This window comes from Rhodococcus sp. MH15, from assembly GCF_019266045.1.
Taxonomy (GTDB): domain Bacteria; phylum Actinomycetota; class Actinomycetes; order Mycobacteriales; family Mycobacteriaceae; genus Rhodococcus_F; species Rhodococcus_F qingshengii.
The window spans coordinates 416,052-435,215 of sequence record NZ_LPNP01000058.1 but is presented as its reverse complement, the minus strand read 5'-3'; the positions used below and the strand labels follow the sequence as shown (position 1 = coordinate 435,215).

Here is a 19,164-nt window from a genome sequence, read left to right as displayed (position 1 = left end):
CACTTACGCCCTCAGCAAGTCATCCGCGTCGACGGGTCGGTAGTGGTATCGAGCCACTTGCCGTAAGCGTCGCCACCTGCTGCGCGAACGTCCTTGCAGATCTTCGACTCGGTGTTCCCGGATTCGCGATACACCGTGTAGATCGCCGTCCCGGAATCCGAGACTTGACGCAGTGACGGGCAGGACTGGTCTGTGCGTAGGTATTTCGAGCCGGGGAACGCGTCGAGGTAGTTCTGGATCTCGCTGGCGTACGTTGCCGGATCGGTGGCATTGGCCAACACCACGATTCCGGTTCCTTTGCATGAGGGGACGGTGATCGGCTTGCTCACCCCGAGATCGCCGTTCTTCGTGGCGGGGTTCGGCGCCCGCGTGGTGGTGGTTGCCTGCTGTCCGGCGGTGGGTAGCGCCTCGAGCTTCGGCGTTCTGACCGGATCCTGAATGGGTGCCAGTGCCGACGTGGCGGTGGAAGCTGCTACAGCGGTTGGTGATTCGGGGCCCGAATTCCCCAGCGTCACCCAGGCCGCCGTGCCTCCTGCGGCCAGAACGAGTGCAACTCCAGCCGCACCGATCGCGATCGGTGCTCGGTTTCGCTTGGTCTTTGTCACGATGTGCGTGTAGTTCCCGTGAGCGGGATTCGCCGTGGTGTAGGTGGGCTGCCCGACGATCGTGGGTTGCAATCCGCCGGCGGCACCGGGGGTGTGGGTCGTCGAGAGGGCCTGCCGCGCTTGGAGTGCGAGCGCTCCCGTAGTCGGATAGCGGTGTGCGGGATCCTTTGCCATGCCGCGAGCCACGATGGCGTCAAGGCCTTGCGGGAGCGACGGAACCGCCAGTGTGGGGCGTGGCGGCGGAGCGTTCAGGTGCGAATTGACCAGATGCTCGATGCTTGTGGTGTTGAAAGGTGTTGTTCCGGTGAGTGATTGGTAGAGGACACAAGCCAGGGAATAGACATCCGCTGCGGCCGTCGGCGTTTCGATTCCGAACCGCTCCGGCGCCATGTATGCATACGAACCGACTGCGCTTCCCTCGGTGGTGATCTTCGTGTCCGTCTGTGAGTATGCGATTCCGAAGTCGACGAGGTAGGCGAAGCCGTTGTTCGTGAGAATGATGTTGTCTGGTTTGACGTCACGATGGATGAGCCCGCGGGCATGGGCGGCGTCCAACGCCGACGCGATTTGCGAGACGATGTCGACGGCTCGTACAGGCGTGAGTCGGCCGAATTCGGTCAACTCGGCTCGCAACGTATGACCTTCGACCAATCGCATGTCGATGAAGAGAACTCCGTCGATCTCGCCCCAGTCGTGCACCGGGATCACGTGCGGTTCGTTCAGGGCGGCGGTGGTGCGAGATTCTCGGCGGAAACGAGCTTGGAATGACGGGTCGGCCGCAAGCTCTCGATGGAGCAACTTGAGAGCGACCAGGCGATCCTTCGAGGTGTCGTACGCCTCGTACACTTCACCCATTCCGCCTCGGCCGAGGAGGCTACGCAACTCGTACACGCCGAATCGGGTTCCTGATCGCCCTTCGTGCGAGCTCGAGGCGTTTTCAGTCATCGTCGGTCCCATCGCTGCGGTGCAGAGTCGGCCATCAACATATCGTTGTCAGGAGGTGCCGGGGGACCGCCTAGACTGATGTACGTGGCGGGCCGAATTTCTGACAGAGACATCGCGGCCATTCGCGAACGCACTCGCATCGAGGACATCGTCGGTGAATACGTTTCACTCAAGCGTGCCGGTGGCGATTCGATCAAAGGTCTGTGTCCCTTTCACGACGAGAAGTCGCCGTCGTTCCACGTGCGACCCAACCACGGCCTCTACCACTGCTTCGGCTGCGGTGAGGGTGGTGACGTGTACTCGTTCCTGCAGAAGATGGATCACATCAGCTTCGTCGAGGCCGTCGAGCAGTTGGCGGATCGACTCAGCTACACGATTTCGTACGAGGGCGGCGGACCGTCCGTTCAGCGCGATCGCGGCACCCGTGCACGCTTGATCGCAGCAAACGCGGCGGCTCAGGAGTTCTACGCCGCTCGTCTGCGCGAACCCGATGCCCAGGCGGCTCGCGACTACCTCACCGAGCGAAACTTCGACGGTGCAGCGGCCCTGCAGTTCGGGTGTGGATACGCGCCAGAAGGTTGGGACACTCTCACAAAACACTTGATGTCCAAAGGTTTCGAGTTCAAAGAACTAGAAGCAGCCGGGCTGTCCAAAGAGGGCCGGCGAGGTCCGATCGACCGGTTCCATCGCCGACTTCTGTGGCCGATCCGCAGCGTCGCCGGTGACGTCATCGGCTTCGGTGCCCGCAAGCTCTTCGACGACGACACCATGCCGGGTAAGTACGTCAACACGCCGGAAACGATTCTCTACAAGAAGTCTCAGGTCTTGTTCGGCTTGGACCTCGCCAAGCGCGACATCGCCAAGGGGCACCAGGCGGTAGTCGTAGAGGGTTACACCGACGTCATGGCGATGCATTTGGCCGGCGTCAAGACCGCCGTCGCTTCGTGCGGAACCGCCTTCGGTGAGGAGCACCTTGCGATGCTCCGTCGACTCCTGATGGACGACAGCTACTTTCGCGGTGAGATCATCTACACCTTCGACGGTGATGCCGCGGGGCAGGCCGCTGCGATGAAGGCGTTCGAGGGTGATCAAAAGATGGCCGGGCAGACGTTCGTCGCCGTCGCGCCCGACGGAATGGACCCGTGCGATCTGCGACTGAAGTCTGGTGACGCCGCCGTTCGCGACCTCGTGGCACGGCGCACTCCGATGTTCGAGTTCGTGGTGAAGTCCATCCTCACCGAACACGATCTGGAGACCGCTGAAGGTCGTGTCGAGGCACTGCGTCGTACCGTGCCCGTCGTTGCGCAGATCAAGGAATCAACTCTGCGCGACAGCTACGCGAATCTGTTGTGCGGATGGGTCGGTTGGGACGATCTTCCGTCGGTTCGACGACGCGTGCGTGACGAAGCTCGCAAACGGGCGTCGACGCGCGGATCGTCACCGGCGCCCAAGCGTCGTCAGGTTGTCGACCAACCTGCTGCCGATGCGCTTGCGCTGCCGATCGGAATCTCCAGGCCCCGGCCCAACGATCCCGCGCTCTCGACGCAGCGAGCTGTCCTCAAGGCCGCATTGCAGCACCCTGGCATCGCCGGCAGTGTCTTCGACTCGTTGCCGCCCGAGACATTCACCCACCCCGCCTACGTTGTCATCAGACAGGCAATGGCTGACGCCGGTGGAACGAGCAAGGGACTCGGCGGCGCCGAGTGGATCGAAGTCGTCACCAAGGGCGTCGAAGACATGACGGTGGCCTCGGTTGTATCTGAGCTGGCCGTCGAACCGATGCCGTGTGACGAAGACACGGTTCCGCGCTACATCAACGGAGTGCTCGCACGACTGCAGGAAGCGTGGGTGGGCGAGCAGGTTGCCGACCTCAAATCCAAGCTTCAGCGCGTTTCACCTGCTGCAGCCCCCGAGGAGTACAACTCACTGTTCGGCGACCTCGTGGCGCTGGAGCAGTATCGCCGACAGCTGCGTGAGCAGGCTGTCGGCGACCAAAGCGTCTGACCTAACGGTTTTTCTTCAACTGGTCGTGGGGGACCAGAATCGTAGTCTCCTCGTTGATCGGCTTCATCGGCTCGAGCTTGGGCTGAGTACTCAGTGAGTCGGCCAGCTTCTGCCGTGACGCGTCCAACACCTTCTTGGTGGCCGGACTGGTGGCCACCGCCTTCGCGGCCCGGCTGATCTGCTCGTATCGTGCGCGGCCCGCTTTGGTTCCCAGGACGTACCCAGCTGCAACACCGATCAACAAACGCATCATTCCTGCTTCCCTCCAGCACCGATCGTCCTGACTCCATCCTGCCTGATGACTCGCTGGGCAGGCGATTTGGTACTTCGGTGAAGGATTCGCTACAGTTTCTCAGGCAACGCCGGAACGGGCGAAGCGAGCAAGACAATCCCCTGTAGCTCAATTGGCAGAGCTTCCGACTGTTAATCGGACGGTTGCTGGTTCGAGTCCAGCCGGGGGAGCAGCAAAGCCCCTCACCTGAGAAATCGGGTGGGGGGCTTTCTTGTTGTGGTCTGACCTTGTTTTTGTCTGACCTAGTGCGCTCGCAGCAGACCCACCGATCGAAGTGCCGATTCGACGTCTGCCGCCTTGTTTGCTTGTTCGCCGCGAATTCCCAGCCGTCGAGCGCTGAGGACGTTCACCGGGTTGTCGTCGACGAAGAAGGTCTGCTGTGGACGCGCATCGAGCAACTCCAGCGCAGCCAGGAAGGCCGCAGGTTCGGGTTTGGTAGCTCCGAGCATGCAGGAGAAAACATGCTCGTCGATTGCCGATGGAGTTACGACACTCTCGATGGCGGCCAAGAGAACAGGTCCGTTGTCGGAGAGTGTGGCGACCACGACCCCCTCGCTTCGAAGCGCGATTGCGAGATCGATGACCGCGCGGTCCGGGATGAAGGCCTTGGCCCAGGCTCGGCGTAGCTCGTCGCGGTCACCAGGAAACCCGAGTCGTCGAAAGCGTTCCAGGATCGCTGTTTCGGAGTGAATGCCGAGATCGCATTCCTGGTCGAACCCGGACGCGAACACGAGGGCATGAATCTCGTCTTTCGTGACGCCGATGGCCGCAGCCAGTTCTGCGGCGCGACGGTCAGGCTCGAATCGACACAGCACGCCACCCAAGTCGAACAACACGAGTTCAGGTGGTCCGCTGTCGTCCGCCATGTCGCAGAGGATAGGCGGCATCAGCATCAGTGAACGCGAAGCGAAGATGATGGCGGCGGAGATGCGAAAAGCCCGACGCAATACTCTGCGTCGGGCTTTCGGCGGAACCGTCGAACTGTTCGGCCGGTGCGCTTACTTCGCTGCGCGATCCGAAGGCTCGAACAGTCGGACGATGTGGCTGGGGTTGATGTAGTAGACACCATTCGGAGAATTGAGAACGAGAGTGTCTTCGGTGAAATCGGTGACGGTGCCGTTCAGCTTCGCGCCGTCGGACATGATGATCCGGATCGTGGCCTTCGAGTTCTTGAATTCGGTCAGTGCAAGCTTCATGTGGTGATCCTGTTCCGTGGGGTGTGCACTCCCACGGTATCGGCTCATCGCGCCTGTGCCGACCAACCTTGGAAGACTCGACTCGAAAGAGTGCAACGCGTCACCGCCTGCCCGATTGTGATCCGCGTCGGATGTGCCGGTAACATTCGGATTCGCCGCGATGCATCGCATCCGGATGGGGCGGTAGCTCAGTCGGTTAGAGCCGTGGACTCATAATCCATTGGTCGCGGGTTCGAGCCCCGCCCGCCCCACGTTCAGTTGCCGTGAGCCCGCAGGTCAGACCCAATGCCTTTTGTCGAAAGTCATGCTGCCGACGATCGCAACGGCGACAAGTGCGCAGAGTGCAATCAACAGGGCAGTTGCCCACAGGTAGTTGGTGCAGTTGCCCACACGTAGTTGGTATTGAATCGCACGCAACGCGCATGCGGGTACGGCTGAGTTGATCCTTCGTGGCTACACAAGTAAATGTCGTACCGCGATCGTCGATCTCGGACGAGGTGAAAGTCTCGGATCCGGATACCCAATCCTCGACAAGTATCGGGAGCGCAGTGCAATTGGGCGCAACCGAGCGAGCGACGTGCCGGACGTGAAGGAAAAGTAGGTACCTATCCGGGTATTTCAGCGTATGTGCTCGACGTACAGAAGTGTCACGCTTTAGACGTGCCTACCGGTGTAGGTACAAGGCAGTCGAGCCGTCCCCCCCGCGGCTCGGCTGCACCCAAATGTTGACGCGCTGACCGGCAGCCGACTGTCGGAAACGACTCTACGCAAGGAACGGCAACGATAGTGGGCCCCGCAACTGCGGGGCCCTTTCCCTGTCTGAAAAGCGCTGTCGGACTTGGGTCATCACCATTGAGGACTTCGACCTCGATCACTGGAAATGAGAGCCAACGAGGGCTGTCTCGCCGTCCTTGTCTGCGTCGGATCCATTTTGCCGAGCTTCGTGAATTGCAGAATCCGCAGCCCGCGAGAGCTCAGTAGTTGCCTCGATCGGGTGCAAAACCGGGCAATCGGAACAAAACACTTGTTGATGCGTTACAACTATTGTTAAAGTGTAACGACGAACTGCAAGTGAACAGCAACTTCAAGGTCTCGCTACCGGAAGCCGATGGGCACCGGGGGAGATTCGTCTGCTGTCGATGGACGCGACCCCGTTGGGCGGCACGGATAAAGGCTCTGCGAATTGCGCCGGGTCGCACCCCTGATCAACCTGACAGACCAACGTAACGGAGAACATACTGTGACAATCAAGAACTCGATCGGGCCTGGTGTCGAAGCCGATCATGGAAACAGGCTGTTCGGCAACACTATTCGATCAGCTGAAGGTGAGGAACTGGTCCAGCGGCTGAATGCCATGTTCGAGCGAGCGAACAGCGCAGGTCAGGTGGTGAATCAACGAGAACTCTCGACCGTGCTTTCTGTGCGGAGATCCGAGGGTTCGCCGGGCGACCGGTCGATTCCGGCGCCTGACAGGCTGATGCATGCGATCGAGGGACTCTCGTACGAATCCCTTTCCCTGTTGATTTGTGCGGCCGAGCATTTACTGCGTTCGGAAGGGGTACATGTCGACTCGACGCCCTTCACGTGAGGGGCGACGAGACCCGTCGAGGAAATCGAAGTGATCGGTCCGTCGCCGACGAACGAGTATTTTGTCACGAACGGAATGACGTAGTTACGTCGTCGTTTGTAATTCTGTTGTGCGACCGGCGAATCAGGCCTCCGGCGTTGCTCGGTCGCACGATCCCGATTCCGCTGCTTCGAAGGCTTCTTGGTGCGCTCACGCGCCTCAGCGTCGAATCCTCTCCAGTCGTCGTGCGGTCCGCTCATGTCATCGCGGACTCGATCGATCGGCTACGTGGAATCAGTCGGAGTATGTCCAGTTCTTCGGCCGATCCGAGTAGCGACCGGCAAATCTTGTCGACGGAGTCAGATGCCGGCACCGAAATACGGATCAACATTCACCTCGGGAAGCCGCATGAAGTGAATTGACTATCGCAGTCTGCTGTTGTGGTGTGAACGTTGCCCAGGCGCTGGCGGAACCCACGAGTTCAAGGACATCGTTCCATCCAGGGCTCTGTAGCCGGGCCAACGCCGCCTCGACCGTCCCGAAAACTTCGAGGTACGCATGTGCGTCGTCGCATGTGAAGGCGAGTTCGTGGGGTTCGGCGTCGCCCACGTCCCCGTCACACGGAGAGCGTCAGCACGAATGGAATCGCAATACCGAGCACGATTCGCTTCATCGGCCGATCGAAGCAGACTGACCCCGCCCTGGCGGACTATTCTCGATCCATGCCGATCACCCCGGATACAAAGAACTGGACCTGGGTCCTCGAACGCCCATGCGGCGAGTGCGGGTTTGATTCGTCCGCTGTGGCGTTCGCGGATGTTCCAGATCTTGTGCGTAGCAATGCCGTCTCGTGGGCCGAGGTACTGGAGCGCGAGAATGTGACGGAGCGACCGGACAGCGAAACATGGTCAGCGCTGGAGTATTCCGCCCACGTACGCGACGTGTTCCGGATCTTCAAGGTGCGGTTGGAACAGATGCTCGAATTCGACGATCCGCGATTCGAGAACTGGGATCAGGACGCAACAGCCGAGGCCGAGCGGTACAACGACCAAGATCCGGCAAAGGTGGCATCGGAATTGTCCGACGCCGCGGCGGAGGTCGCGAATGCCTTCGAAACCGTGCCAGAGGGTAGCCGCCAACGACGGGGTCTCCGCAGTGACGGATCGGCGTTCACCGTCGAATCGTTGGCGGCCTACTTCATTCACGATCCGATCCATCACCTGCACGACGTCTCGGTGTAGTCAGAGCCCGCGCACCTCCTCGAGGGTTCTTCTGGCTCCGACGGAGTGCAATGAGTCGAGGGTCTTTCGGAAGCTAGCGACAAATCGGCGATCGTCCACGAGATCGCCGAACACTTGGCGGTACCCGATGAAGGCCAACGGGTCGCTCGACTGTTTCTGGGCGAGCGGCACCAGAGTGTCCGACAGCTGATCGACGACGGTGATGGGATCTCCGTTCTCGTCTGTGCCCTCGGCGTAGCGGGCCCAGCTAGCGACAATTGCGGTGGACAGGTTGATCGACCCACCGGTGTCGAGTTGGTTCCGGATGACGGGCAACAGCCACTTGGGAATTCGATCGGACGACTCGGCACACAGACGTGCAATCGTGTCGCGGATCTGGGGGTTCGAGAATCTTTCGATGAGGGTCTTCTTGTACTGATCGAGGTCGACGCCGGGTACCGGGTCAAGGGTCGGCGTCGCTTCGAGATTCATGTAGTCGAGCAGGAACCCCGACAAGAGTTCGTCCTGGCATGCCTCGTGGACCAGGCGGTATCCGGCAAGGTAGCCGAAGTACGCGATGCCTTGATGGCCGGCATTGAGAAGGCGCAGTTTCATCAGTTCGTACGGGCGAACATCCGGCACGAGATTGACGCCGGCATTCTCCAGAGGTGGCCTGCCTGAGGTGAACTCGTCCTCGAGGAACCACGCGGTGAACGGCTCAGCCGCGACCGGCCACTGATCTTCCACGCCAAACGTCTCGGCGATCTCGGTGGTCACCTCGGCTGTCGTGACGGGTGTGATCCGGTCGACCATGGAGTTGGGGAAGGCGCCGTTCTCGTCGATCCATTCCGCAAGTTCGGGATCCTTCAGAGCGGCGAAGGCTCCGACAGCCGTCTTGGCGACCGATCCGTTGCCTTCGATGTTGTCGCAACTCATGATCGTGAACGGGGCGAGGCCCCGGTCGCGACGGAGTGCGAGTGCCGCACAAATCAGACCGAAGGTGGTGCGGGGGAGTGTTCCCGGCTCGAGATCGTGCATTACATCGGGATCGGACGCGTCGAACTCACCCGTAGTGTGCGAGATGTTGTATCCGCCCTCGGTGATGGTGAGAGATACGATTTTCGTCGATTCGGATGCCATCTTTTCGATCACCGCCTCCGGATCCTCCGGAGCGAACAGGTACTCGACGATCGACCCGATGACCCGGGCCTCAAGGGTTCCGTCAGAATGCTTGAGCGCCAGCGTGTAGAGGCAGTCCTGCGCGCGGAGAGCGTCTTTCATTCGCTTGTCCGACGGCATCACTCCCACTCCGCAGATTCCCCAGTCGAAACCCTCACCGCGTCGCAGGAGAGCATCGATGTACATGGCCTGGTGTGCACGGTGAAAGCCTCCGACACCGAAATGCACTATGCCGGTAGTAACTTTGCTCCGGTCGTAGGTCGGCACTTCGAGTGCAGCATCGAAGTCGAGCAGGGTCTTCGTATTGAGTTCCATGAAAGTACTAGTCTCCTTCGGCGACAATGACTACGGCTTTGATGCTGCCGGGAATGCGATCGGCCACCAGGGCCTCTTGCGACTGTTCGAGTGAAAAGCGTGCTGTGACCATCGAGTCCAGATCGACGCGCCCGGCAGCGACCAGTGCGGCGGCGATCGGCCACGTGTTGGCGTATCGGAACACTCCGGTGAGCATCAGTTCGCGATTCTGAATGATCGGGACCGGCAACGGTATCTCGTCGGCACCCATTCCGACCAGAACGACGGTCCCAGCGGGCCGAACTGCGTGAATCCCGTCGATCACTGCGGCCGTGGCACCCGACGCGTCGATGAATGCGTCGACGGCCAGCGAGCGTGCGTCGCTTACATGGGGATCAACGACGGTTGTTGCGCCGAATTTCAGTGCCACATCACGCCGGGCCGCGTCGATGTCCGAGACGATGACTTCCGTCGCGCCGAATGCCTTGGCCACCTGCGTCGTCACGATTCCTACCGGGCCGGCGCCGGCGATCAACACCCGAGAGCCGGCAGTGATCCCCGCCTTCTGGGCTGAGGCGATCCCTACGGAAAGTGGCTCGAACAGCGCAGCTGCCTCGTAGGACACGGAATCTGCGATGGGATGGGCGAAGTCGGCACCGATCGTGACGTAGTCGGTCAGCGCACCGTCGATCGGCGGCGTCGCGAAGAACTCCATATGAGGGCAGAGGTTGTATCTGCCTGCCTTGGATTCGGGACTTGTCGGATCGGGCTTCTGAGGCTCGATGGAGACACGCTGCCCGATGCGTCTTGGGTCGACGCCGTCACCGACCGCAGCGATGCGTCCCGATGCTTCGTGTCCGAGAACGAGCGGTGAGTTGACTACGTAAGGGCCGATGCGACCTTCGTGAAAGTAGTGCGCGTCCGACCCGCACACGCCCACGGCATGGATGCGAACGAGGACTTCACCCGCCTTCGGGGACGGTCGTGGTCTCTCGACCATCTGCATCTTTCCGGTCTCGACGAGGACATTTGCCCGAATTGTCGCAGGTAGATCGACGGATTCTCCGGAAACTGTTGTGTGGGTCACAACGTAGATGTTAGCTTAATGAGCATAAGAACATCTAGTGAGCATTTGCTCACGATCAAGAAACTTTGAACCTGATGCACAAGGAGACCGCGTGAACCAGTCGGCTCAGCCCACAGGACTCAAGACGTCGAAGTTGCCCGCTTCCGAAGATGTGCGGCTCGCCTTGCGGGCAGCGACCATGTATCACCTCGAAGGTGCCACTCAGGCGGAGATTGCAGCGAAGTTGGGCGTCTCGCGGCCGACAGCCGGGCGACTGTTGGCCAGGGCGCGGACGCAAGGTTTGGTCAGGGTCGAGATTTTGGTACCGCCGGAGCTCGAAGGTTCGGTGAACACGGAGTTGGAATCGAAGCTGGAGAAGCACTTCGGGTTGGCCGAAGTGTTGATCGTCCCCGAAGCGATTTCGGATGCGGACGACCCGGACTTCGACGCACTCGGTCGAAGAGCAGCCGAAGTTCTGGTTCGTCGTCTGCAGCCGTCGAGCGTTCTCGGGTTTACCTGGGGTCCGGAAACCGTTGCGGTAGCAGGATCTTTGCCAGACAAGGCCGCGAAGTGCTCGGCTGTGGTACAACTTGACGGCTCCATGACGGTGACCGACTACCAAACCGGTGTCGACTTCACCATCGGCCGATGTGCACAACAGTTGCAGGCCAATCCTATTCGTCTCAACGCTCCGCTGTATGCCGACCCGGCGACTGTGGAGTCGATGCGAAACGACTCGGTGATCTCGAAGGCGCTGCATGCCGGAACTGATTCCGACATCATGGTTTTCGGAGTTGGTGCCGTCTCGACTGCCACGACCTTGTTTGCCGGTAGCTTCGTCGACTCGACCATGCTGGACGAGTTGGAAAGTCGAGGCGCTGTCGGTGAAATCGGCGGCCGTTTCTACACGATCGACGGCAATCCAGTGGAGGGGCCACTGCCTGAGCGAACGGTCTCCGTATCGCTCGACGCAGTGAAATCCTGCGATCAGACGATTCTGATTTCGGGGGGAACACACAAACGCCAGGCCGTTCTGGGCGCATTGCGCGGAGGTTTGGCAAACGTACTCGTCACCGACGTCGAGTGCGCCCAGTGGCTGCTCGAAGGCTAGCGATCTCACGAGTTTCGCGGTCCGAGCGCGCGACTGACACGCAAGTGTGAAGGAAGGTAATCCGTGAAAACAGGAAGACGAGTGTGGGGCGCTGCCGCGGCGGCGCTCTGCCTCCTGGTGTCGGGATGTGCGGGCGCTGGTGCGCTCGGTGGTTCCGGCGAACGAACAGTCACCATCGCGATGGTGTCGAACTCGCAGATGCAGGACGCCATCAAACTGGCGCCGGCTTTCGAAGCCGAGAACCCTGGCATCGACCTCAAATTCGTCAGCCTTTCCGAGAACCAGGCGCGCGCCAAGATCACGGCCTCGACGGCAACCGGCGGCGGTGAGTTCGACGTCGTGATGATCAGCAACTACGAGACACCTCAGTGGGCCGCCAACGGTTGGCTCACGAACCTGTCCGAGTATGCAGACAAGACGCCCGGTTATGACGAGGACGACTTCGTACCGTCGATCAAGACTTCTCTGTCATACGAGGACAGTATGTACGCGGTTCCGTTCTACGGGGAGTCGTCGTTCCTGATGTACCGCAAGGATCTGTTCGATCAGGCGGGGATAACAGTTCCCGAAGACCCGACGTGGCAAGAAGTCGCAGGTTGGGCAGCGCAGTTCGACAACCCGGATGCCAAGATGGCGGGAATCTGCTTGCGCGGAAAGCCTGGCTGGGGTGAGGTACTCGCACCGCTGAACACAGTGATCAACACCTTCGGTGGACGCTGGTACGACGAGAATTGGAATGCGCAGCTGACCAGTCCGCAGGTCGAGGATGCGGTTCAGTTCTACGTGGACACGGTCAAGGAGCACGGTCAGCCGGGTCCTGCCACAAGCGGATTCGGTGAATGTGCAACACAATTCGCGCAAGGCAACACGGCGATGTGGTACGACGCGACGTCGGCTGTGTCGGTTCTCGAGGACCCTGCGTCGTCGAAGGTAGTCGGCAACATCGGATATGCGAAGGCCCCGAAGGTCGAGAAGTCCGATCCTGGTTGGCTCTACACGTGGGCGCTCGGAATCCCGGAGTCGGCAAAGAACAAAGATGATGCCTGGAAGTTCATTTCCTGGATGACGAACAAGGACTACATCCAGAAGGTCGGAACCGAACTCGGCTGGTCGAGAGTTCCTCCGGGAAGTCGCCTATCGACCTACGAGATTCCGGAATATCAAGAGGCCGCACAGGCATTCGGTCCGATCACCCTCGAATCGATCAACAATGCAGATCCGAAAAACCCTACAGTGCAACCGGTTCCGTACACCGGCGTCCAGTTCCTCACCATCCCTGAGTTTCAGGACCTGGGCACTCGCGTCAGCCAGCAGATCAGTGCGGCCATCGCGGGTCAGAAGAGCGTGAAAGAAGCACTCGAACAATCCCAGCAGTATGCCGAGGTGGTCGGCAAGACCTATCAGGAGAACCGATGACTACGGTTGCCGAGCCCAGAACTACGGTGGACGACGCGCCACCGGTCCGTGTCGAAAAGAAGATCTCCCGCGCCGAGGGTTGGCGTCGTAGAGGTCCCCTGTTGCCGGCGTTGATCTTTTCGATCGTCGTCACCCAGATTCCGTTTCTGTTCACCCTCTACTACTCGACGCAGTCGTGGAACCTTGTCCGGCCGGGATCGCGGCACTTCAACGGGTTCGACAACTACATCGAGGTTTTCAAGGACAGTCAGTTTCGGGAAGTCGCGGTCAACACGGTCATCATGATCGTGGGGACGGTCATCGTTTCGGTGATCCTCGGACTCGCGTTGGCACTGCTACTCGACAGAGCCTTCCTCGGTCGCGGGATCGTGCGGACACTGCTGATCACGCCGTTTCTCATCACCCCCGTCGCTGGCGCATTGCTCTGGAAGACAACAATGTTCGACCCGGTGTTCGGTATCGTGAACTTCGTCCTCCAGCCTTTCGGTGTCGGCCAGGTCGACTGGGTCAGCAAGTTTCCGCTCGCCGCCGTCATGATCAATCTGATCTGGCAATGGACGCCTTTCATGATGCTGCTCATTCTGGCCGGCTTGCAGTCCATGCCCCGAGACATCCTCGAAGCCGCACGGGTGGACGGAGCCAAGCCGTTTGCGATGTTCCGCGAACTGACACTGCCGCACCTGCGCCGTTTCATCGAACTCGGTGCAGTTCTGGGTGCGATCTACCTCGTGAACACCTTTGACGCGGTGTACATGATGACGTCGGGCGGGCCAGGCGTGGCCAGTTCGAACCTGCCGTTCTACATCTACCAGCGCGCGTTCCTCGGCTTCGACGTAGGTCAAGCTGCGGCGATGGGTGTCGTGACAGTGATCGCGACCATCATCGTGTCGACACTTGCGCTCCGATTGATCTTCAAGAGCTTCACCGGCAACGAGGAGGCGGCGTGATGACTGCCGTAGAGACGACAAGCGTGACGACCGACAAACCCGTCGTCAAGAAAAAGAAGAGCAGTAAGTTCAGTCCGTGGTCGGTCGTGGCGTGGATCGCCGCTCTGGGATTCTTCTTCCCGGTCTTCTGGATGGTCCTGACCGCATTCAAGACCGAGGCAGACGCCTACACGGATCCGCCGAAGTTGTTCTTCACCCCGACGCTCGAGCAGTTTCGTGCCGTTCTCGATTCCGGTCTCGGCACGACGCTGGCGAACTCGGCATTTGCCACAGGAATGTCGACGATTCTTGTTCTGCTACTGGGTGTTCCGGCGGCTTTTGCGCTCTCGCTTCGCCCGGTGAAGAAGACTCAGGATGTGCTGTTCTTCTTCATCAGTACCAAGATGCTCCCAGTCGTCGCTGCAATCGTGCCGCTGTACGTGATCGTCAACGACATCGGATTGCTCGACAATATCTGGGCGCTGGTCATCTTGTACACATCGATGAATCTGCCGATCGCAGTGTGGATGATGCGTTCGTTCTTTCTCGAAGTCCCCGGCGAACTTCTCGAAGCTGCCAGCATGGACGGCGCGAGTTTGTGGACCTCGGTTCGCGAGGTGATCCTCCCGCTGATCTCGCCCGGAATTGCTGCGACTGCGCTGATCTGCGTGATCTTCTCGTGGAACGAATTCTTCTTCGCAGTCAACCTGACAGCTGTTCAAGCGCAGACGATTCCGGTCTTTCTGGTCGGGTTCATCACCGGCGAGGGACTGTACTGGGCTCGGCTCTCCGCGGCAGCGACCATGGCGGCATTGCCCGTCATCCTGGCCGGTTGGTTCGCCCAGAACAAACTGGTGCGCGGCCTGTCCTTCGGTGCAATCAAATAATTCTCCTCACCCTCTCAGGAGTTCGTCATGGCTGAAATCTCTTACCAGAAAGCGTCTTGCATCTACGAAGGTGCTGGGACCCTCGCTGTAGATTCACTCGATCTTGACATCAAGGACGGGGAGTTCATCGTGCTCGTCGGTCCGTCAGGTTCCGGAAAGTCCACGGCCCTGCGCATGTTGGCAGGGCTCGAGGACATCGATTCCGGTGCGATCACCATCAACGGCAAGGACATGACCGATGTCCCGTCGAAGGATCGCGACATCGCAATGGTCTTCCAGAATTACGCGCTGTACCCCAATAAAACCGTCGGCGAAAATATGGGGTTCGCGTTGAAGATGCGCGGTGTGCCCGTCGAGGAGCGTAAGAAGAAAGTGGCCGAAGCGGCCAAACTGCTTGACCTGACTGACTATCTCGACCGCAAACCGGCCAAGCTTTCCGGTGGTCAACGGCAGCGAGTTGCCATGGGCCGAGCTATCGTTCGTGAACCGCAAGTGTTCTGCATGGACGAGCCGCTCTCCAACCTCGACGCAAAGCTACGCGTCCAGACCCGCACGCAGATCGCGGCGTTGCAGCGTCGTCTCGGAACCACCACCGTCTACGTCACGCACGATCAGGTGGAAGCGATGACGATGGGTGATCGCGTGGCAGTGCTCAAGGGCGGCAAGTTGCAACAATTCGCTTCTCCGACCGAACTTTACGATCGGCCGGCCAATGCGTTTGTTGCCGGTTTCATCGGATCTCCAGGTATGAACTTGGTAACGGCGCCGGTCAGTTCGGGTGGGGTGCGTTTCGGTGACGTCGAGGTTCCGCTGGACCGCGAGCAGATGGCGGCAATCGCCGCGGCCGGTCTGGCTTCGGTCACAGTGGGAATTCGGCCCGAGCAATTCCAGGTGGTTGCTGCCGGAGACGGAATCGCAGCTCAGATCGACCTGGTAGAGGAACTGGGCAACGAGTCGTACATCTACGCACACGTGCCTGGTACCGAAGCCGACCCGATCTCGCTCGTTGCACGCACCGGCGGTCGATCGAAGCTGCAGTACGGCCAGACGCTGGGCTTCGAGCGGGTGGACGGCCTCGTTCACCTCTTCGACCCGACTACGGGTGAGCGCGTGGGTAGCTGAATCCCACCATAATCGTGACCTGCTCGGCACCCGAACACGTTCGTGCCGAGCAGGTCACATCCATCTTCGACCGGTGAGAAGGTTAGGGTCTACCGATGAGTGATACACGCGAACGATCCGTCGTGGTGTGTGGTGAGGGACTGGTTGATCTGGTTCCGGTGGGGGAGAACTTCTCACCCAAGTTGGGCGGTGGACCGTTCAACGTTGCGGTTGCACTGGGTCGACTCGGATCCGACGTGGGATTCGTCTCTCGCTTGTCCACCGACGCCTTCGGAGATCGGATGATCGACTCGCTGGCCGCGTCCAATGTCGACACAACTGGGGTCGAACGTGGGCCCGAGCCGACAACTCTGGCCGTCGTGAACCTTGCAGCGGACGGAGGTGCGCGGTATTCCTTCTACCTCGAGGGAACGGCAGATCGACAGTTCGCGCTGCCGAAACTTCCCTCTGCCCGGGCATTCTCGTTCGGAACGCTGTCGCTGGTGCTCGAGCCCGGGGCCTCGGCCTACGAAGCTTTGCTGCACGAAGCACACGCCCGCGGTCGACTCACCATGGTCGACCCCAACATTCGTCCGGCGGTGATCTCCGACCCGGACGCGTATCGACGACGGTTTCGTTCGTGGTTGCCCGCCATCGATATTCTCAAAGTGAGCGACGACGACGCGAAGTGGTTGGGTTCGGTCGACGGCGCCGAGTGGCTCCACGAAGGCGTCGGCGCCGTCCTGCTCACCCGTGGTGGTGACGGGTTGCGGTTGATCACCGAGGAACTCGATGTTTCGGTGCCGGCGCCCGCGGTCGACGTCGCGGACACGATCGGTGCGGGCGATACCGTTCACGGAGCCCTGTTGGCCTACCTTGATCGTCACGACGCACTCGACGTCGCTGTTGTGCGTGCGTTCACCGAGGCAGATTGGTCGGCCGCGTTGACCTTTGCCGCACGCGCGGCAGCCGTCACCGTGTCACGTCCCGGGGCGGATCCGCCGTGGTCAAGGGAGTTGGGCCTGCCCGTCTAGCACTGGGGACCACCGCCCTACTGCGAGCGCAGTACGTCGAACTGCCTACCTGTGCACGATGTGCGACGGGGTCGTGTATCGGCACAGTGACACGCATGTCGATATTCCTGTACAAACTCTCGCGACTCGCGTTTCGGCGCCGTTGGGCAATGGTGGGCTTCTGGGTCGTCCTGCTGGTGGCGGGCGGAGTAGGCGCAGCAACGCTGTCCGGTCCGACCGTCAATACGTTGTCGATTCCGGGCACCGAATCACAAGCGGCGCAAGATCTTCTGGCTGAAAGATTTCCGCAATCGTCCACCGACGGAGCCAGTGCTCGCATCGTCTTCGAATCTCCGGCGGGCACGACGCTCACCGATCCGGCGATTCGACAATCCGTCAGTGACTTGGTCTCTGCGCTCGGGAAGGATCCTGAGATTGCAGCGGTATCGGATCCGTATGCCTCCGGCGGAGTGTCGCCGACTGGGACGATCGGATACATGCAGGTCTCCTATACCGCCGACTCGATGGACTTACCGGACAGTTCGAAAGAACTGCTCGAGTCCGCCGTCCACGACGCCGCGGATTCAGGGCTGGCAGTCGATGTTGCCGGCAACGTGCTGATGGAAAGCAGCGCCGAATCGATGGGAGAGGTGATCGGAGTCGCGATCGCCGCGGTGGTGCTGACCGTCACCTTCGGTTCCTTGGTTGCGGCGGGGCTTCCCTTGATCAGCGCGTTGATCGGCATCGGCATCGCGATCTGCACGATCACAATCGCAACTGGTTTCATCGAATTAGGTTCGAGCACAACCGTCCTGGCAATGATGCTGGGGCTCGCCGTGGCGATCGACTATTCGCTCTTCATCGTCTCGCGCTACCGCTCCGAACTACGTGACGGACATGATCCAGAAATTGCTGCGGGCCGCGCAGCGGGGACTGCGGGTTCGGCCGTAGTGTTCGCGGGGTTGACGGTGCTCATCGCATTGGCAGGACTGTTCGTCGTGAACATCCCGTTCCTGACGAGCATGGGTCTGGCTGCAGCATTCGCAGTTGCTGTTGCAGTGGTGATTTCACTGACGCTGCTGCCCGCCACACTCGGATTTGCAGGGTCGCGCGTCATGAGTCGGTCTGATCGTCGACTGCTGGCGTCCGGCGGTGAACTGACACACCGGAAACAGTCGGAGGGGGCGGGCTCGCGATGGGCCAAGTTCGTGATCCGGCGTCGAGTTCCGGTTTTGCTCGCGTCAGTCCTCGGGCTGGGATTGCTGGCGATCCCCACATTCGGAATCAACCTGAGTTTGGCGAGCCCAGCAGTGCCCGACACAACTGCCGCCAGGGCTACCGACCGACTATCCGAGGGGTTCGGTGCCGGGTTCAGCGGTCCGCTCATGGTGGTCGTCGACGTTGCCGACGCCGCAGATCCGGCAGCGGCATTGAGCGGCGCCCAGGAAAAGCTCGGTGCTCTGCCCGACGTAGCGGCAGTGACGCCGCCAGCACTCAATCAGGCCGGCGATACAGCAGTCATCACGGTGGTTCCCTCGAGTGGCCCGGAAACCGAGGCAACAAAGGCGCTCGTCGCAGATATACGTGAGGTCGCCGGATCACTGACCGACGAGACCGGAGCCACGATGTCGGTCACCGGTCAGACAGCGTTGACGATCGACGTTTCGGATCGCCTGGCCGACGCCCTGGTTCCCTACCTCGCATTGGTCGTCGGCCTCGCCTTCATCCTTTTGATGCTGGTGTTCCGCTCGATCTTGGTACCGCTCAAGGCAACTCTCGGATTTCTGCTCTCGATCGGCGCGACGTTCGGTGTGCTGGTCGCGATCTTCCAGTGGGGTTGGTTCGCAGGCATTCTCGGAATCGAAGGCCAAACCGGATCAGTTGTGGCGATGTTGCCCATCTTCATGATCGGCATCGTCTTCGGGTTGGCGATGGACTACCAGGTGTTCCTGGTGACCAGAATGCGTGAAGCGTTCGTCCACGGTGACGGACCGGATGAAGCAGTCGTGAAGGGCTTCGACCAGGGCGCGCGAGTCGTCACGGCCGCGGCGCTGATCATGATCGCCGTTTTCGCGGGCTTCATCTTCGGCGGCGACGCCTTCATCATGCAGATCGGACTCGGACTCTCGTTCGCGGTTCTGTTCGACGCCTTCGTGATTCGTATGACCGTCGTACCGGCCGTCATGTCCCTGTTGGGCTCGAAGGCATGGTGGTTCCCCTCATGGCTGGACCGGTTGGTCCCGAACGTCGATGTCGAGGGGGAGCAGTTGACTGCGCTGCTCGCAGATTCGAAGGAATCCAGTGAACCCACGAGCGACAAGTTGTCGGTGTGACCCGGATAC

At 60.5% G+C, this 19,164-nt stretch carries 15 protein-coding genes and 2 tRNA genes; 11 read left to right on the top strand and 6 right to left on the bottom strand.

Annotated elements, in window-relative coordinates; translation table 11 throughout:
• Positions 1 to 11: 11 nt before the first annotated feature.
• Entirely contained in the window at positions 12 to 1,562 is a 1,551-nt protein-coding gene (locus ATN37_RS06160; RefSeq protein WP_217017337.1) for a serine/threonine-protein kinase, read from the bottom strand.
• A gap of 72 nt (positions 1,563 to 1,634) precedes the next feature.
• On the opposite strand from ATN37_RS06160, the gene dnaG reads away from it, so the two are divergent.
• Entirely contained in the window at positions 1,635 to 3,554 is a 1,920-nt protein-coding gene (dnaG, locus tag ATN37_RS06155; RefSeq protein WP_030536590.1) for a DNA primase, read from the top strand.
• A gap of 1 nt (position 3,555) precedes the next feature.
• Here the strand turns inward: dnaG and ATN37_RS06150 are convergent, their stop codons facing one another.
• Positions 3,556 to 3,807: a hypothetical protein gene (locus tag ATN37_RS06150; RefSeq protein WP_003941570.1), complete on the bottom strand. Its 252-nt coding sequence runs from the start codon at positions 3,805 to 3,807 to the stop codon at positions 3,556 to 3,558.
• Between the two features lie 136 nt (positions 3,808 to 3,943).
• Between ATN37_RS06150 and ATN37_RS06145 the strand changes: the two genes are divergently transcribed.
• Positions 3,944 to 4,016: transfer RNA gene (locus tag ATN37_RS06145), tRNA-Asn, on the top strand.
• Positions 4,017 to 4,088: 72 nt separating this feature from the next.
• On the opposite strand, the gene ATN37_RS06140 is transcribed toward ATN37_RS06145, so the two are convergent.
• Together ATN37_RS06140 and ATN37_RS32405 are read right to left on the bottom strand one after the other, a co-directional pair.
• Complete coding sequence (locus ATN37_RS06140; RefSeq protein WP_256933149.1) at positions 4,089 to 4,712, bottom strand: HAD-IA family hydrolase; 624 nt, start codon at positions 4,710 to 4,712, stop codon at positions 4,089 to 4,091.
• A gap of 132 nt (positions 4,713 to 4,844) precedes the next feature.
• The gene (locus tag ATN37_RS32405) at positions 4,845 to 5,042 is read right to left on the bottom strand and encodes a hypothetical protein (RefSeq protein WP_223304512.1); all 198 of its coding nucleotides are present in this window, start codon (positions 5,040 to 5,042) and stop codon (positions 4,845 to 4,847) included.
• Positions 5,043 to 5,219: 177 nt separating this feature from the next.
• On the opposite strand from ATN37_RS32405, the gene ATN37_RS06130 reads away from it, so the two are divergent.
• Together ATN37_RS06130 and ATN37_RS06125 are read left to right on the top strand one after the other, a co-directional pair.
• Positions 5,220 to 5,293, top strand: a tRNA-Ile gene (locus tag ATN37_RS06130).
• A gap of 2,038 nt (positions 5,294 to 7,331) precedes the next feature.
• Positions 7,332 to 7,850 (top strand): DinB family protein, encoded by a 519-nt coding sequence (locus tag ATN37_RS06125; protein WP_217017333.1) that lies wholly within the window; start codon positions 7,332 to 7,334, stop codon positions 7,848 to 7,850.
• Here the strand turns inward: ATN37_RS06125 and ATN37_RS06120 are convergent, their stop codons facing one another.
• On the bottom strand, positions 7,851 to 9,323 hold the full coding sequence (locus ATN37_RS06120) for a mannitol dehydrogenase family protein (protein ID WP_217017331.1): 1,473 nt from the start codon (positions 9,321 to 9,323) through the stop codon (positions 7,851 to 7,853).
• 7 nt (positions 9,324 to 9,330) lie between these two features.
• On the bottom strand, positions 9,331 to 10,341 hold the full coding sequence (locus ATN37_RS06115; RefSeq protein ID WP_217018907.1) for an NAD(P)-dependent alcohol dehydrogenase: 1,011 nt from the start codon (positions 10,339 to 10,341) through the stop codon (positions 9,331 to 9,333).
• 139 nt (positions 10,342 to 10,480) lie between these two features.
• Between ATN37_RS06115 and ATN37_RS06110 the strand changes: the two genes are divergently transcribed.
• The 7 genes from ATN37_RS06110 (at position 10,481) to ATN37_RS06080 (ending at position 19,155) form a co-directional block, all read left to right on the top strand.
• Positions 10,481 to 11,479, top strand: coding sequence for a sugar-binding transcriptional regulator (locus ATN37_RS06110; RefSeq protein ID WP_042921924.1), 999 nt, complete (start codon positions 10,481 to 10,483; stop codon positions 11,477 to 11,479).
• 63 nt (positions 11,480 to 11,542) lie between these two features.
• The gene (locus ATN37_RS06105; protein ID WP_003941577.1) at positions 11,543 to 12,895 is read left to right on the top strand and encodes a sugar ABC transporter substrate-binding protein; all 1,353 of its coding nucleotides are present in this window, start codon (positions 11,543 to 11,545) and stop codon (positions 12,893 to 12,895) included.
• Positions 12,892 to 13,842, top strand: a complete 951-nt coding sequence (locus tag ATN37_RS06100; RefSeq protein WP_019748978.1) for a carbohydrate ABC transporter permease — start codon at positions 12,892 to 12,894, stop codon at positions 13,840 to 13,842. Before ATN37_RS06105 ends, ATN37_RS06100 begins: the two co-directional genes overlap by 4 nt.
• The gene (locus ATN37_RS06095; RefSeq protein ID WP_007731137.1) at positions 13,842 to 14,708 is read left to right on the top strand and encodes a carbohydrate ABC transporter permease; all 867 of its coding nucleotides are present in this window, start codon (positions 13,842 to 13,844) and stop codon (positions 14,706 to 14,708) included. Before ATN37_RS06100 ends, ATN37_RS06095 begins: the two co-directional genes overlap by 1 nt.
• Positions 14,709 to 14,735: 27 nt before the next feature.
• Complete coding sequence (locus ATN37_RS06090) at positions 14,736 to 15,830, top strand: ABC transporter ATP-binding protein (RefSeq protein ID WP_030536580.1); 1,095 nt, start codon at positions 14,736 to 14,738, stop codon at positions 15,828 to 15,830.
• Positions 15,831 to 15,925: 95 nt separating this feature from the next.
• On the top strand, positions 15,926 to 16,843 hold the full coding sequence (locus ATN37_RS06085) for a carbohydrate kinase (protein ID WP_042921922.1): 918 nt from the start codon (positions 15,926 to 15,928) through the stop codon (positions 16,841 to 16,843).
• Between the two features lie 95 nt (positions 16,844 to 16,938).
• Complete coding sequence (locus ATN37_RS06080) at positions 16,939 to 19,155, top strand: MMPL family transporter (RefSeq protein ID WP_218694914.1); 2,217 nt, start codon at positions 16,939 to 16,941, stop codon at positions 19,153 to 19,155.
• Positions 19,156 to 19,164 lie beyond the last annotated feature (9 nt).

Bases quoted from the DNA above. Each gene is read 5' to 3' on its own strand.
- ATN37_RS32405 (WP_223304512.1), bottom strand. From the start codon at position 5,042: ATGAAGCTTGCACTGACCGAATTCAAGAACTCGAAGGCCACGATCCGG.
- ATN37_RS06120 (WP_217017331.1), bottom strand. From the start codon at position 9,323: ATGGAACTCAATACGAAGACCCTGCTCGACTTCGATGCTGCACTCGAA.
- ATN37_RS06160 (WP_217017337.1), bottom strand. From the start codon at position 1,562: ATGGGACCGACGATGACTGAAAACGCCTCGAGCTCGCACGAAGGGCGA.
- ATN37_RS06085 (WP_042921922.1), top strand. From the start codon at position 15,926: ATGAGTGATACACGCGAACGATCCGTCGTGGTGTGTGGTGAGGGACTG.
- ATN37_RS06100 (WP_019748978.1), top strand. From the start codon at position 12,892: ATGACTACGGTTGCCGAGCCCAGAACTACGGTGGACGACGCGCCACCG.
- ATN37_RS06140 (WP_256933149.1), bottom strand. From the start codon at position 4,712: ATGGCGGACGACAGCGGACCACCTGAACTCGTGTTGTTCGACTTGGGT.
- ATN37_RS06090 (WP_030536580.1), top strand. From the start codon at position 14,736: ATGGCTGAAATCTCTTACCAGAAAGCGTCTTGCATCTACGAAGGTGCT.
- ATN37_RS06095 (WP_007731137.1), top strand. From the start codon at position 13,842: ATGACTGCCGTAGAGACGACAAGCGTGACGACCGACAAACCCGTCGTC.
- ATN37_RS06150 (WP_003941570.1), bottom strand. From the start codon at position 3,807: ATGATGCGTTTGTTGATCGGTGTTGCAGCTGGGTACGTCCTGGGAACC.
- ATN37_RS06080 (WP_218694914.1), top strand. From the start codon at position 16,939: ATGTCGATATTCCTGTACAAACTCTCGCGACTCGCGTTTCGGCGCCGT.
- ATN37_RS06125 (WP_217017333.1), top strand. From the start codon at position 7,332: ATGCCGATCACCCCGGATACAAAGAACTGGACCTGGGTCCTCGAACGC.